At 69.1% G+C, this 13,579-nt stretch carries 13 protein-coding genes; 12 read left to right on the forward strand and 1 reads right to left on the reverse strand.

Going from position 1 to position 13,579, the window contains the following annotated elements:
* Positions 1-72: 72 nt before the first annotated feature.
* Genes IRT45_RS24455 through IRT45_RS24480 form a run of 6 tightly spaced genes read left to right on the forward strand, consistent with a single transcriptional unit; the run spans position 73 to position 7,095 of the window.
* Complete coding sequence (locus IRT45_RS24455; protein ID WP_194808226.1) at positions 73-2,256, forward strand: acyl-CoA dehydrogenase family protein; 2,184 nt, start codon at positions 73-75, stop codon at positions 2,254-2,256.
* Between the two features lie 53 nt (positions 2,257-2,309).
* Entirely contained in the window at positions 2,310-3,383 is a 1,074-nt protein-coding gene (locus IRT45_RS24460; protein WP_194808227.1) for an acyl-CoA dehydrogenase family protein, read from the forward strand.
* Positions 3,368-4,537, forward strand: coding sequence for an acyl-CoA dehydrogenase family protein (locus tag IRT45_RS24465; RefSeq protein WP_194808228.1), 1,170 nt, complete (start codon positions 3,368-3,370; stop codon positions 4,535-4,537). The genes IRT45_RS24460 and IRT45_RS24465 overlap by 16 nt, the downstream gene beginning before the upstream one ends.
* A 10-nt stretch (positions 4,538-4,547) precedes the next feature.
* Entirely contained in the window at positions 4,548-5,507 is a 960-nt protein-coding gene (locus IRT45_RS24470) for a bifunctional MaoC family dehydratase N-terminal/OB-fold nucleic acid binding domain-containing protein (RefSeq protein ID WP_194808229.1), read from the forward strand.
* Positions 5,504-5,923: a MaoC family dehydratase gene (locus IRT45_RS24475; RefSeq protein ID WP_194808230.1), complete on the forward strand. Its 420-nt coding sequence runs from the start codon at positions 5,504-5,506 to the stop codon at positions 5,921-5,923. The genes IRT45_RS24470 and IRT45_RS24475 overlap by 4 nt, the downstream gene beginning before the upstream one ends.
* Entirely contained in the window at positions 5,920-7,095 is a 1,176-nt protein-coding gene (locus IRT45_RS24480) for a lipid-transfer protein (protein WP_039775760.1), read from the forward strand. Before IRT45_RS24475 ends, IRT45_RS24480 begins: the two co-directional genes overlap by 4 nt.
* Before the next feature lie 61 nt (positions 7,096-7,156).
* Here the strand turns inward: IRT45_RS24480 and IRT45_RS24485 are convergent, their stop codons facing one another.
* Positions 7,157-7,810: a TetR/AcrR family transcriptional regulator gene (locus IRT45_RS24485; protein ID WP_194808231.1), complete on the reverse strand. Its 654-nt coding sequence runs from the start codon at positions 7,808-7,810 to the stop codon at positions 7,157-7,159.
* An 87-nt stretch (positions 7,811-7,897) separates the two neighbouring features.
* Here IRT45_RS24485 and zapE point away from each other — a divergent pair, with 87 nt between their 5' ends.
* The 6 genes from zapE to IRT45_RS24515 all read left to right on the forward strand — a co-directional run bounded on the left by zapE (position 7,898) and on the right by IRT45_RS24515 (position 13,336).
* Positions 7,898-8,953, forward strand: a complete 1,056-nt coding sequence (zapE, locus tag IRT45_RS24490; protein ID WP_194808269.1) for a cell division protein ZapE — start codon at positions 7,898-7,900, stop codon at positions 8,951-8,953.
* A 215-nt stretch (positions 8,954-9,168) separates the two neighbouring features.
* Positions 9,169-10,107 (forward strand): DUF4129 domain-containing protein, encoded by a 939-nt coding sequence (locus IRT45_RS24495; RefSeq protein WP_309241137.1) that lies wholly within the window; start codon positions 9,169-9,171, stop codon positions 10,105-10,107.
* A gap of 5 nt (positions 10,108-10,112) precedes the next feature.
* Positions 10,113-10,607: a hypothetical protein gene (locus IRT45_RS24500; protein WP_194808232.1), complete on the forward strand. Its 495-nt coding sequence runs from the start codon at positions 10,113-10,115 to the stop codon at positions 10,605-10,607.
* A 49-nt stretch (positions 10,608-10,656) separates the two neighbouring features.
* Entirely contained in the window at positions 10,657-11,619 is a 963-nt protein-coding gene (locus IRT45_RS24505) for a MoxR family ATPase (RefSeq protein WP_194808233.1), read from the forward strand.
* Positions 11,616-12,890, forward strand: a complete 1,275-nt coding sequence (locus IRT45_RS24510; protein WP_194808234.1) for a DUF58 domain-containing protein — start codon at positions 11,616-11,618, stop codon at positions 12,888-12,890. The genes IRT45_RS24505 and IRT45_RS24510 overlap by 4 nt, the downstream gene beginning before the upstream one ends.
* On the forward strand, positions 12,887-13,336 hold the full coding sequence (locus tag IRT45_RS24515; protein WP_194808235.1) for a hypothetical protein: 450 nt from the start codon (positions 12,887-12,889) through the stop codon (positions 13,334-13,336). Before IRT45_RS24510 ends, IRT45_RS24515 begins: the two co-directional genes overlap by 4 nt.
* The last annotated feature ends 243 nt before the right edge of the window (positions 13,337-13,579 follow it).

A 13,579-nucleotide genomic window follows, 5' to 3' on the forward strand; every position in this document is an offset into this window, starting at 1 on the left:
TGACTTACGCCCGACCGTCACATTAGAACATGTTCTAGGTGTGGGAGTCACGCCGGAAAGGCGGTATGGAGTGTGACCATCGCCACCACTGACGAGCATAAAGCCGTCCAGGAGTCGATGCGCGGATGGGCCGCAGCGGTGCACCCGATTGCAACAATGCGCACTGGCGCGCCCGGGTACTGGCGTGAATTCTGGCCGGGCCTGGTGGGCCTCGGCGTCTTCCGCGTCGCGGTCCCCGAGGAGGCCGGCGGCGCGGGCGGCTGCGTGAGCGATCTGGCCGTGCTGATCGAGCAGGCGGCGCATGATCTCGTGGGCGGACCGGTGACGGCTACCGCGCTGGCCGGCCTCGTTGCCGGCGACACCCTCGACGAGGATACGCCCTGCGGTATCGCCCTGAGTCAGCCTCTTGTGCTGTCGCACAACGCAACCGACGCGCCGGAGGTGTCCGGCACCTGGGAGAGCGTGCTCGGCGCCGACGAGCAGACCGCGCTGTTGCTGCCGGTACGCTTCGGCGAGCGCGAACTGTGGTGCCTGCTGCCGGCGGGCACCCCGGGCGTGACGGTCGAGGCGCTCGAACCCCTGGACCCCAGCACTCCGCTGGCTCGCGTCACCTGCGCGAACGTCGCCGTGCCCGCCGACCACGTCTTCGAACCGCCGTACGCGGTCGGCGATCTCGTGGCCACGCTGATCGCGGCCGAGGCCGCGGGGATCGCGGGCTGGTGTCTGGAGACCGCGGTCGACTATGCCAAGGTCCGCGAGCAGTTCGGGCGCAAGATCGGCGAATTCCAGGCGATCAAGCACATCTGCGCCTGGATGCTGTGCCGCACCGAACAGACCCGCGCCGTGGCGGCAGACGCCGCGGCAGCGGCAGATCTGGCAACAGCGGCTGATACGAGCGATTCCGGTGGTCGCGAACTGCGATTGGCCGCCGCCGTCGCGATGACGATCGCACTGGACGCCGCCGTGGAGAACGCCAAGGACTGCATCCAGGTGCTGGGCGGTATCGGCTTCACCTGGGAGCACGACGCGCACCTGTATCTGCGGCGCGCGACCGCGCTGCGGGCGTTGCTGGGCGGTTCGGCGCACTGGCGTGCCGAGGTGGCGAGGCTGACGCAGGCCGGGGTGCGCCGCACCGTCTCGATCGACCTCGGCGACGCCGAAGGCGGAACCGCCTGGGAGGCCGCCGGATTGGATGCCGCCGAGGCGACCGTGCTGGCCGCCGACCTGACTCGGATCGCCGCACTGCCCGCCGCGGAGCAGCGTGCCGCATTGGCCGACGCCGGTTTGCTGGCCTGCCACTGGCCGGCCCCCTACGGCCGCGACGCCGGGCCGATTCAGCGCAGCCTGATCGAGGACCAGATCCGCAAGGCCGGAATCGAACTGCCCGATCTCGTCATCGCGAACTGGGCGATTCCCACCCTCCTGCAATGGGGTACGCCCGAGCAGATCGAGCGCTTCGCCCCGCCGACCCTCACCGGTGAGGTGATCTGGTGCCAGCTGTTCTCGGAGCCGGGCGCCGGCTCGGATCTGGCGGCACTGCGCACCGTCGCCGAGCGGGTCGAGGGCGGCTGGAAGCTGCGGGGCCAGAAGGTGTGGACCTCGCTGGCCGACCGTGCCACGTGGGGAATCTGCCTGGCGCGCACCGACTCCGCCGCGCCGAAGCACAAGGGCATCAGCTACTTCCTGGTCGACATGAAAAGTCCGGGGCTCGAGATCCGGCCGCTGGTCGAGATCACCGGCGAGGCGCGCTTCAACGAGGTCTTCCTCGACGACGTGTTCGTCCCCGACGACTGCCTGGTGGGTGAGCTCGGCAACGGCTGGCGGATCGCCCGCTCCACGCTGTCCGCCGAGCGAGTGGCCATGGGCGGCAAGGGAATCGGTGAGGAGCTCGAGGCCGTGATCGCGGCCGCTCCCACCGCGGGCCCGGGTGCCGAGGTGGTCGCCGATCGCCTCGGCGCGCTGATCGCCGAATCGGTGGCCGGCACGTTGCTGGAGGCGCGCGCGGCCAAGAAGTTGCTGGCCGGCGGTGACCCCGCGGCGGAGAGCAGCGTCCGCAAACTGGTCGGCGTCCGCCACCGGCAGGCGGTGGCCGAATTCGCGGCCGAGCTGGCCGGAACAGCCGGTGCGCTGGACACCGGCGTGGTGAAGGAATTCCTGCTCACGCGCTGTCTGTCGATCGCAGGCGGCACCGAACAGATTCTGCTGACCGTCGCCGGTGAGCGGATTCTCGGGCTGCCCCGCGAATCGAAGGGCTGATATCGCAGGGCCGGGCCGCCAGAGCAGCCCACATCCGACAGGGAGCAAAAGAATTGGACTTCACCAGAGACGAGAGTCAGGACGCGGTCGCCGAAGTCGTCGTGAGCCTGCTCGAACACGACAGCGCGCGTGATCTCGCGCTGTGGCCCGCGCTGGTCGACAGCGGGCTGCTGGCGCTGCCGCTGCCGGAAGAGCACGGCGGCGACGGGATGGGACTGCTGGAGGTCTCGACCCTGCTGACCGAACTCGCGACCGACGCGGTGGCGGTGCCGGCGCTGTCGACCCTCGGATTCGGTGTGCTGCCGCTGGTCGGCCATGCCGGAGACGACTTGGCGGCCAAGGTTTTTCCCGCCGTCGCCGAGGGCGCGATCCTGACCGCGGCACTGCACGAGCCGGGCGCCCCGTTCGTCGCCGAACCGCAGACGAAGGCGGTGGCCGACGGCGATTCGGTGCGGATCAACGGCCGCAAGATCGCGGTGCCGTACGCGCGACAGGCACAGTGGATTCTGGTGCCGACCGATCGCGGAATCGCGGTCGTCGACGGGGATGCGAACGGCATCACCCGCACCGAGAGCCCGAGTTCCACCGGCGCGCCGGAATACTCGGTGTCCTTCGACGACACGGTGATTCCGGCCGGGCAGCTGCTGGATATTCCGCTGGAGGACCTGCACCGCATCGCCCTGGCAACCCTCGGCGCGGTCGCCGACGGTCTGCTCAAAGGTGTGCTGGCGCTCACCTCGGAACATCTGCGGACCCGGCAGCAGTTCGGCCGCCCGCTGGCCGAATTCCAGGCCGTCGCACAGGAAATCGCCGACGTGTACGTGGTATCGCGCACCTTGCAGGTGGCCGCGACATCCGCGAACTGGTCGCTGGCTGCGACCCGCGACGCCGGAGGCGGTGGCAAGGACACCGCACGTGTCGATGACGATCTCGATGTGCTGGCGTTCTGTGTGGCCTCCGAGCTACCGGCGGCCATGCAGCGGTGCCATCACCTGCACGGCGGCATCGGCGTCGATGTGACTCACCCGCTGCACCGCTACTACTCACAAGCCAAGGACATCGCCCGCTGGCTCGGCGGTGCGTCGTTCCGGCTGGACCGGTTGGGAGCCAGATGTACATCGATCTGACCGCTGATCAGCACAAACTGCGCGACGAATTACGCGCCTATTTCGCCGATCTCGTCACTCCCGAGGAGGAGGCCGAGATGGCGGTGAACCGCCACGGCGACGCCTACCGCGCGGTGGTGAAGCGGATGGGCCGCGACGGCTGGCTGGGCGTGGGCTGGCCGAAGGAATACGGCGGCCAGGGCTTCGGCCCGCTGGAACAGCAGATCTTCTACAACGAGGCGGTCCGCGCCGATGTGCCGGTGCCGCTGGTGACGCTGCTGACCGTCGGCCCGGCCCTGCAGTCGTTCGGTACCGAGGAGCAGAAGCGCAAGTTCCTGCCCGGAATCCTCACCGGCGATATCCATTTCGCCATCGGATATTCCGAGCCCGACGCCGGTACCGACCTGGCCGCACTGCGGACCTCGGCGGTGCGGGATGCCGACGGCGACTGGATCGTCAACGGGCAGAAGGTGTTCACCACCGGCGCGCACGAGGCCGATTTCGTGTGGCTGGCGGTACGCACCGGTTCGGTCGAGTCCCGCCACAAGGGCATCTCGATCCTGATCGTGGACACCACCGATCCGGGCTACTCGTGGACGCCGATCATCACCGCCGACGGTGCGCACCACACCAACGCCACCTACTTCGACAACGTCCGCGTGCCGGCGGAAATGCTGGTCGGGGAGGAGAACGGCGGCTGGAAGCTGATCACCACCCAGCTCAATCACGAGCGGGTCAGCCTGGGCCCGTCCGGCAAGATCGAACAGCTCTACGAGCGGGTGCGCGACTGGTCCCGGCGCCAGGAAGTCCTGGACGAGCCCGAGGTGCGGCGCGCCCTGGGGCGCCTGCACGCCATGGTGCGGGTCAACGAACTGCTGAACTGGCAGGTCGCCTCGAATATGGAGCGCCCCGATTCCGATCAGCGGGATGTGATCGCCGATGCCTCGGCGACCAAGGTGTACTCCACGGAGGCACTGCAGGAGGCGGGCCGGCTGGCGGAGGAGATCGTGGGGCGCTTCGGTGATCCGGCCGACCCGGCCACCGCGGAACTGCTGACCTGGCTGGACAAGCGCACCAAGCAGAACCTGGTCGTGACTTTCGGTGGCGGCGTCAACGAGGTCATGCGCGAACTGATCGCGCAGATGGGCCTGCGCCTGCCCCGCGTACCGAGATAGGAGTTTTCGCATGTCGGAAACCGTGACGGCGGAAGAGATCCGCGCCGCCGGCGAGAAGATCCAGCAGCTGGGCGAGTCCGCCCCGCGCCTCGGCCGCGACCCGGTGAACCAGCCGATGATCAACAACTGGGTCGAGGCGCTGGGCGACGCCAACCCGATCTACGTCGACGACGACGCCGCCCGCGCCGCCGGACATCCCGGCATCGTCGCGCCGCCGGCCATGGCCCAGGTATGGACCATGCCCGGCCTGCACGGATCGCGGCCCGCCGACGATCCGATGAACGCGGTCAACGATCTGCTCGACGCCGCCGGTTACACCTCGGTGGTGGCGACCAACTGCGAGCAGACCTACCACCGCTACCTACGCCTCGGCGAGCGACCGGTGGCGCGGACCAGATTGCGAGAACTGGTGGGGCCCAAGCGCACCGGACTCGGTGATGGCTGGTTCGCCACCTACCTGCTGACCTGGTACGTCGACGACGAACCCGTCACCGAGATGCTGTTCCGGATGTTGAAATTCGCACCCGGTACGGCGAAGCCCGCCGCAGCCCCCGGCGAGGTGTCGGCGGAGGATCTGGCGAAGCGGGTCCGGCCCACCGTGTCGAAGGACACCGAATTCTTCTGGGACGGAACAAAACTCGGCGAGTTGCGAATCCAGCGGCGCCCGGACGGGACGCTGCAGCATCCGCCGGTTCCGGCGCTGTGGAAGGACCACACCGAACAGTCCGACTACGTGGTGGCCTCCGGCCGCGGCACCGTCTTCAGTTTCGTGGTGCACCACGCGCCGAAGGTGCCCGGCCGGCAGGTCCCGTATGTCGTCGCGCTGGTCGAACTCGAGGAGGGTGTGCGCATGCTCGGCGAACTGCGCGGCGTCGACCCCGCCGAGGTCGAGGTGGGGCTGCCCGTCGAAGTGGGCTTCCAGCAGCTCGACGACGACAACACCGTGCCCTACTGGAAGGCCGTGCGATGACCTCGACGATTCAGCCCGCCGCTGTGCAGGTGGGAACTACGCTGCCCGAGTTGGTGATTCACGCCGACCCGACGTTCGTGGTCTCCACCGCGCTGGCCACCCGCGACTTCCAGGACGTGCATCACGACCGCGACAAGGCCGTCGAGCGCGGGTCCAAGGACATCTTCGTCAACATCCTCACCGACACCGGCCTGGTGCAGCGATTCGTCACCGATTGGGCGGGGCCGGGGGCGGTCGTGAAATCCGTCGCCCTGCGCCTGGGTGTGCCGCTGTACGCGGGCGACACCCTGACGCTCAGCGGAACCGTGGCGGCCGTGGACGGCGCGGATATCACCATCGATGTGGTCGGCACGGACAGCCTCGGCGACCACATCACGGCGAAAGCCGTCATCTCCCTGCAGGAGGCACGCCAGTGACGGGTCTGAGCCGCCGCGCCGCCATCGTCGGCATCGGCGCCACCGATTTCTCCAAGGACTCCGGCCGCAGCGAACTGCGCCTGGCTGCCGAGGCCGTCACCGCCGCCCTCGCGGACGCGGGGCTGACTCCCGCCGATGTGGACGGCCTGACGACCTTCACCATGGATACCAACACCCAGGCCGCGGTCGCGCGGGCCACCGGCATCCCGAGCCTGAAGTTCTTCAGCAACATCCCGTTCGGCGGCGGCGCGGCGGCCGCGACCGTGCAGCAGGCCGCCATGGCCGTCGCCACCGGAGTCGCGGATGTCGTGGTCGCCTACCGCGCGTTCAACGAGCGCTCCGGAAATCGCTTCGGGCAGTTCGCGACTCATCTGGCGACCGGCAATCCCAGCTCCTCGGGTGTGGACAACGCGTTCTCCTATACGCACGGCCTGGGCACTCCGGCCGCACAGGTCGCCATGGTGGCCCGGCGCTATATGCACGTATACGGCGCGACCAGTGCGGATTTCGGCCGGGTGGCGGTCGCCGACCGCAAGCACGCCGCGGTGAATCCGGCGGCCCACTTCTACGGCAAGCCGATCACGCTGGACGATCACCAGGCCTCGCGCTGGATCGCGGAACCGTTGCATCTGCTGGACTGCTGCCAGGAGACCGACGGCGGTGTGGCCATCGTGGTCACCAGCGCCGAGCGCGCCCGGGACCTGCCGAACAAGCCCGCGCTGATCGCCGGTGCGGCCCAGGGTTCCGGCGCGGACCAGTACGTGATGACCAGCTATTACCGCGACGCACTGACCGGCCTGCCGGAAATGGGCCTGGTGGGTGACCAGCTGTGGGCGCAGAGCGAGTTGCGGCCCGACGATATGCAGGCGGCCGTTCTCTACGACCACTTCACCCCGTTCGTGCTGATGCAGCTCGAGGAACTGGGCTTCTGCGGTCGCGGCGAGGGCAAGGATTTCGTCGCCGACGGGGCGATCGAAATCGGCGGCCGACTGCCGCTCAACACCCACGGCGGCCAACTGGGCGAGGCCTACATCCACGGGATGAACGGCATCGCCGAAGGGGTGCGCCAGATCCGCGGCAGCTCGGTGAATCAGGTCGAGGGCCTGGAGAACATCGTCGTCACCGCCGGCACCGGCGTGCCGACCTCCGGGCTGGTGCTGACCGCGGCCTGACGTACCGGCCGAGGCCGGGCGTCTGCTCGGAGCCTGAACTTTTCACCGCACACGCCGTCGCCTATTCGCCCGCGGCGCGCAGTTGTGCACGTAAAGGCCGGGCCAACTGCTCGGCACTCTCCCGGGTCCCCGCGGCCAATTCCCTTCGCGCACCGGCGAATCGGTCGAATACCAAGCCCTCGACGACGGCGATGTAATCGGCTGCGGCCGTATCGGGATCGGCGGCCCCGAGCGCGCGGAACAGTTCGCGCGCGTGCCGATGGGAGAACAGGCTCGCGACCAGACGCGGGTGGAGCTCGGCGTCGCCGAGCAGCTCGGTGATCAGCATGTGACGGGCGATCAGATGGTTACGGCGTTGCGCCAGTAGGTCGTCCAGCCATGCGGCCACCGCGGCGGCGATGTCGTCCGGGTCGGTGGCGGGTAGGTCGGCGGCGCGGAAATCGGTGCGCGACCGCTCGGTGATCGCGTCCACGATGGCCTCGATGAGTGCGCGCTTGGTGCGGAAGTAGTACGAGGTCGAACCGGGCGGTAGGCCGGCCGCGGTATCGAGGGCCCGATGAGTCAGTGCCCGCAGCCCCTCGCGAGCGATCAGGTCGATCGCCGTGCCGATGATGAGTCCGCGCCGGTCCGCTGCGCGCGCATCACCCGCCGGGCGACGCACATTCGTCCCCAGCTGCGTGGCACTGGGTTGTTCGGCCGGGCGTGGTGTGGACATCGTCACCTTCTCTCGTCTCGCGCCCGATCATCCTCTACAAGTGTAGAGGTGCTCTACAGATGTAGAGCCCTCAGGAGGGTGGAGACCGTGGACGGACTGGTTCTCGATGGCGATCAGCGCGCTGCCGCGGCGGCCCTGGCTACGGTGGCCGAGCGATTGAGCGGGCGCCGGTGGGCTTTTCCGCGCGGCTTCGGTTCGCATGCCCTGCCGGCGCGCTCGCGGCCCGCCGCGCGCGGGGTCTACCTGCACGGTCGTCCCGGCCGCGGCAAGACGATGCTCATGGACGAGTTCTTCGAGCGAGTGGAATCGAAACGCAAGTGCCGCTTCCACTTTCATCAGTTCTTCGCCCGGCTCCATACCGCGATCGCCGAAACCGGCGGTCTGCCGGCCGCCTTGGACGCACTGCTCGGTGACACCGAACTGATCTGTTTCGACGAATTCCACGTCCACGACGTCGGTGACGCCATGCTGCTGACCCGCCTGCTCCAGGCACTGTTCGCGCGCCGCGTCGTGCTGGTGGCGACCTCGAACTACCCGCCCGAGCAGCTGCTGCCCAATCCGCTGATGCACGCGAGATTCGAGCCCGCCATCGCGCTGCTGCGTACCCATCTGGCCGTGGTCGCGGTCGACGGACCGCAGGATTACCGCGCTCGCGGGTGCCGGGACCGGATCTGTGATCGGACCGGATTCGCGAGCGGGCGCTACGTACGCGGGCACCGGCCCGGTGCCGACCGGCCGGCCGCGGTGCCGATCGCCCATCTCCTGCTGCGGGCGCGGGCCGCGGAGGCGGACCTGCTGGTCTTCGATTTAGACGAAATCTGCGTGCGGCCCTTGTCGGCCATCGACTTTCTGACCCTCACCCTCACCTACCGGCGCTGGGTCGTGTGTGCGGTGCCGCCGCTGCGGCGGGTTCCGATCGATGCGGTGACGCGCTTGGTCAACCTGGTCGACGTGCTCTACGACGCCGATCTGCCCCTCACCCTCTACACCGAGGTTTCGCTGCCGGAGTTGGTCCGCGATGTCGCCGCCGCCCCGGATCTCGAGCGCACCGCGAGCCGGCTGGGCCGGTTGCCCGGCGCTCGCCCGTCGAGCGTCGCCGAGTCGGCCGAGTCGGCCGGAAGCACGGTGGCCGGCCCCTCGTGAAGGTCCGGCGAAGTGAAGTGCGTTCGTTTGGACGGATCGGCCGGAGACGAGGTCATTTGCTGTGCCCGGTCACAGTTTCGCCGGCTGTCAACTGGCGGCCAGGGGCATAGACCGCACCGGTCACCGTCCGGTGTCACGATTTCCCTCCTCACGGACCGTTCGGCATGTAACGATGTGCCTGTTTGTGCAGTTCGGATGTTTTCTGGGAGAGGCCCGTGGCCGGGGTGAGAACGGCGATACCACGCGCGATCGGGCTGATCGCCTTGATGGCGTGCGTCGTCTTCGCGCTGCGCGGATACCTGCCCGGCACCGGCGGCCCGCATGCACCGTCCCCGCCCTCGGCGGTGACGGTGGCGCTCATGCCGGTGCTGTCGCTGGTATCCGTGGTGATCCTGCTGGCCGGGGTACTGACCAGCCAGCATCATCTGCCGCTGGCGATGGCCGAGGTCGACCGTGAGCGCAAGCGGCAGCCGTTCCGGTTGAGCCGGTTCGGGATCGTGATCCTCATCGGCACCGCCGTCGCGGCCGTGCTGACCGCGATCGTGTGGGCGGTATACCTGCTCGCCGGAGGCCGCGAGGAAGCTCCCGCGCCGCGTTCGAATCCGCCCGCTACCGCACAGCCGCCCGAAACCACCGCGCCGCCGACCACTCAGCCGTTCTCCGGCTCCCCGGAGTTGAGCGGCCACGCCCTGCTGTTCGTGGGCGCGTGCGCCGCGGTGCTGGTGGCGGTCGCGATTCTCGGTCTCGGCGTGGTGGCCGTCGGCGCCCGCGATGGCCGCGGCGCACCGGCGGTGCCGTCCACGCCCGCACCCGCCGAGGCGCCGGTCTCGTTGGCGCAGGTCGCCGAAATGGGCCTGGCCGCGATGATGGCCTCCGGAAAGGATGCGCGCGCCGCGATCATCGCCTGCTATGTCGCGATGGAGAGCGGTCTGGCGCAGGCCCGCGAGGTGGCGCCACTGATTTCGGACACCCCCTCGGAGGTGCTGGCGCGCGCCTTCGATCGCGGCGTTCTGCACGACGCCTCGGCCCGCGAACTGGTGACGCTGTTCGAGGAGGCCCGGTTCAGCCCGCATTCGATCCTGGAATGGCAGCGCATGCGTGCCGAACAACTGCTGCGCATCGTGCTGGCGGATCTGCAGGGGGCGCGGCTGTGACCCGGATGACGATCGTGGTCGGCGCGGTGGCGATGATCGCGTTGATCGAGCTGGTCGGCCTGAGCAACCAGCGCGAGATGTTGCCGATCCTGGTCGGGGTGCCGGTGTTCGGCGCCCTGGCATTGCTGCTGTGGTCGCTGGTCGAGCGCTCGCGGGCGCGGGACCGTGCCGAGGCCGACGACCACGACTTCGAGAACGGCCCGGCCGAAATGCTGAGCCGCTGGCACGCGCGGGCGCAGATGCTCGCGACCCGCGCCGACGGCACCCGGGCCGATTGGGATCGCTATCTGCGCCCGCTGCTGGCCAAGGAGTTCGAACTGTCCAGCGGTCATCGGATCGCGAAGAACCGCAAGGCCACCGAGGCCGCCGGACGGCTGCAGTTCGGTCCGGAACTGTGGCGCTGGGTGGATCCGGCCAATTCGTCGCCGCGTGATCAGAACACGCGTGCGCCCGGCCGGGCCGCGCTCGACGAGATTCTACGTCGCTTGCAGAGCATGTGAGCCGCTTGCCGAACATGTGAAATGGGTTGGAACTAGTGCGAGATCGGATATGACGACACCTTTGGATGTGACCATCAAACGCACCGATGCGGTGCTGCGGGAGATCGCCCGCGTCGTGGTCGGCAAACGCGAAGAGCTGCAGCTGATCATGGTCGCGGTGCTGTCGGGCGGCCACATCCTGATCGAGGATCTACCGGGACTGGGCAAGACGCTCATCGCCCGATCCTTCGCGGCCGCATTGGGTTTGGACTTCACACGCGTGCAGTTCACGCCCGACCTGCTGCCCGCGGATCTGATCGGCTCGACGATCTACGACATGGCCTCGGGCCGGTTCAACTTCCGGCGCGGGCCCGTATTCACGAATATGCTGCTCGCCGACGAGATCAACCGCACGCCGCCCAAGACCCAGGCCGCGCTGCTCGAGGCGATGGCCGAGGGGCAGGTCAGCATCGACGGCGAAACCTTCCCGCTGCCACAGCCTTTCATCGTGCTGGCCACCGACAATCCGATCGAGTACGAGGGCACCTATCCGTTACCGGAGGCCCAGCTGGACCGGTTCGCCATGCAGTTACGGCTGGGATATCTGTCGGAGAAGGACGAGACCCAGATGATCCGCCGCCGGCTCGAACGCGGCGCGGTCACCCCGCAGGTGGGGCAGGTGGTGGACGCGCAAGGTCTGGTGGAGATGCGCCAGGCGGTGGAATTCGTCACCGTCCACCCGGATGTGGTGACGTATGTGGTCGCGCTGGCCGCCGCCACCCGCGGTCATCCGCAGGTCGAGGTCGGCGCGAGTCCCCGCGCCGAACTGGATCTGGTGCAGATGGCCCGCGCCCGCGCGCTGCTGCTGGGGCGCGACTACGTGATCCCGGAGGATGTGAAGGCGCTGGCGGTTCCGGCGATGGCGCACCGGATCACGCTGCGCCCGGAGATGTGGGTGCGCCGGATCCGCGGCGAGGACGTGATCTCCGAATTGCTGCGCCGCCTGCCGGTACCGCGCGCGACGGTGACATGAGACATCGCGACACCACCTCGGCGAGCGAGGTCGATCTGCGCTGGCGGCCCGCGCCACTGGTGTACATGCTGGCGGTCGCCGCCGCGGTCGCGCTGGTGCCGGCGATCATGCTGGATCGGTGGCAGCTGGCGGTCTTCGCGGCGCCGATGCTGGGTGTCCTGGCCACCGCGCCGATTCAATTGTCGCGCACCAGGGTTCAGGTCGACGGCGGCGGGATTCTGCGCTGCTTCGAATCCGAGGAGGTCGAGCTGCCGGTCGCCGCGTTCGTCGAACACGGGCACGCGCTGCTGCGCTGCCGTCCCGAGGAGGCGAGCGGGCTGGAGTTGCGGGTCGAGGAGTCCTCGGATTCCGGGCCCGCGCCGGCCGGCCTGCGGCTGGCGCTGTCGACCCAGCGCTGGGGCCGCTATCCGGTGACGGTCCGGCTGACGGCATTGAGTCCGGCGGGCTTGGCCCAGGCGTCCGCGAGCGTCGCCGCCGGTGAGGTGTACGTGTACCCGATCGCTGATCCGCAGCGAATGCGGTTGCCGCGCACCGAACTTCCGGAACGGATCGGTACCCACCTGACCCGCCGGCACGGGCCCGGCGTGGAGTACGCCGATATCCGCGCCTATGCGCCCGGCGACCAGTTGCGCACCGTGAACTGGCCGGTGAGCGCGCGCCGCGGCCGCCTCTACGTCACCGAGCGGCTCACCAACCGGGCCGCGGATGTCGTTGTGCTGGTGGATACTTCGCTGCAGGCCCCGGGCCCGGCCTCGGATTCGATGGAGCTGATCGTGCGCGGGGCCGCGCAGGTCGCGCAGACCGCGCTGCAGGCGGGCGACCGCACCGCCGTGGTGTGCCTGGGCCGCGCGCCGCGCTGGCTGCGGCCCGATATCGGGCGGCGCCAGTTCTATCGCATCGTCGACACGGTGCTCGGCGTGGGCGACGAGCACATCCCGAATGTCGGCACGCTGGCTCCGCATACGGCCGTGCCGATCGGCGCGATCGTGGTCGCGTTCTCGACCCTGCTCGACACCGAATTCGCGCTGGCCCTGATCGATCTGCGCAAGCGCGGCCATGCCGTGGTGGTGGTCGACGTATTGCGCGGCACGCCGTTCAAGGACGGCCTGGATCCCACGCTGGCCCGGATGTGGCAGTTGGAACGCACCGCGATGTACCGCGATATGGGCACCGTCGGAGTCGACATCGTGGCCTGGCCCGACGGCGCTCGCCTCGACCAGGCGATGCGGCTGCTGCCCGACCATCGGCGGATGGTGCGGGTGAAGCGATGACAAGATTTCTGGCCGTACTGTCCGGGCTGCTGCTGACCACCGCGGTGGGCATCGTGCTGCCGTGGGCCGCGATTCCGGTTTTCGTCGCGGTCGTGGTCGGCTGGCGGTTCCGCACGGTGGCGGTGCTGGCGGTACTGGTCGCCCTCGGCGCGTTGGCGTGGGCCGATACCGGTGCGCTGGCCGCCGCCGGGACCGGCCTGGTGGCGACCACCTATCTGCTCAACACCGCCACGCTGCACGCACCGGCCGGCGTGGTTCCCACCACATTGCCGTCGGTCGTCGGGGCGCTCGGTTTCGCGGCGGCGGCGGTGCTGGCGACGCTGATTCCGGGGCGGCTGGCGTGGCTGCCGCTGCTGGCTCCGGTGCTGGTCATCGTGTTGTACGCGGCGATCGTGCAGGGCGTGATCGGGCGCGAGGACGCCCCGGATACGGCGGAACCGACGTAGTCGTGGGAGCGTGATATACCCCACAACCGGGGTGTTTGCCCTACTACGCGATGTCGTGGTTTCCTACTACGCCTTGTAGTCTGATGGCATGTGGATTATCCCGATCATCGCCGTCATCTGTTCCGTCGCGATCGCCGGCCTGTTCGCCACCGGCTTCCCGGACTGACGCCGACAGGCCCCGCCCGGAACATCAGCGAACCGGGATGGACGACACCGCCCGACCGGCACTGCCGGTCGGGCGGT

This window comes from Nocardia sp. BSTN01 (genome assembly GCF_015354405.1).
GTDB lineage: Bacteria > Actinomycetota > Actinomycetes > Mycobacteriales > Mycobacteriaceae > Nocardia.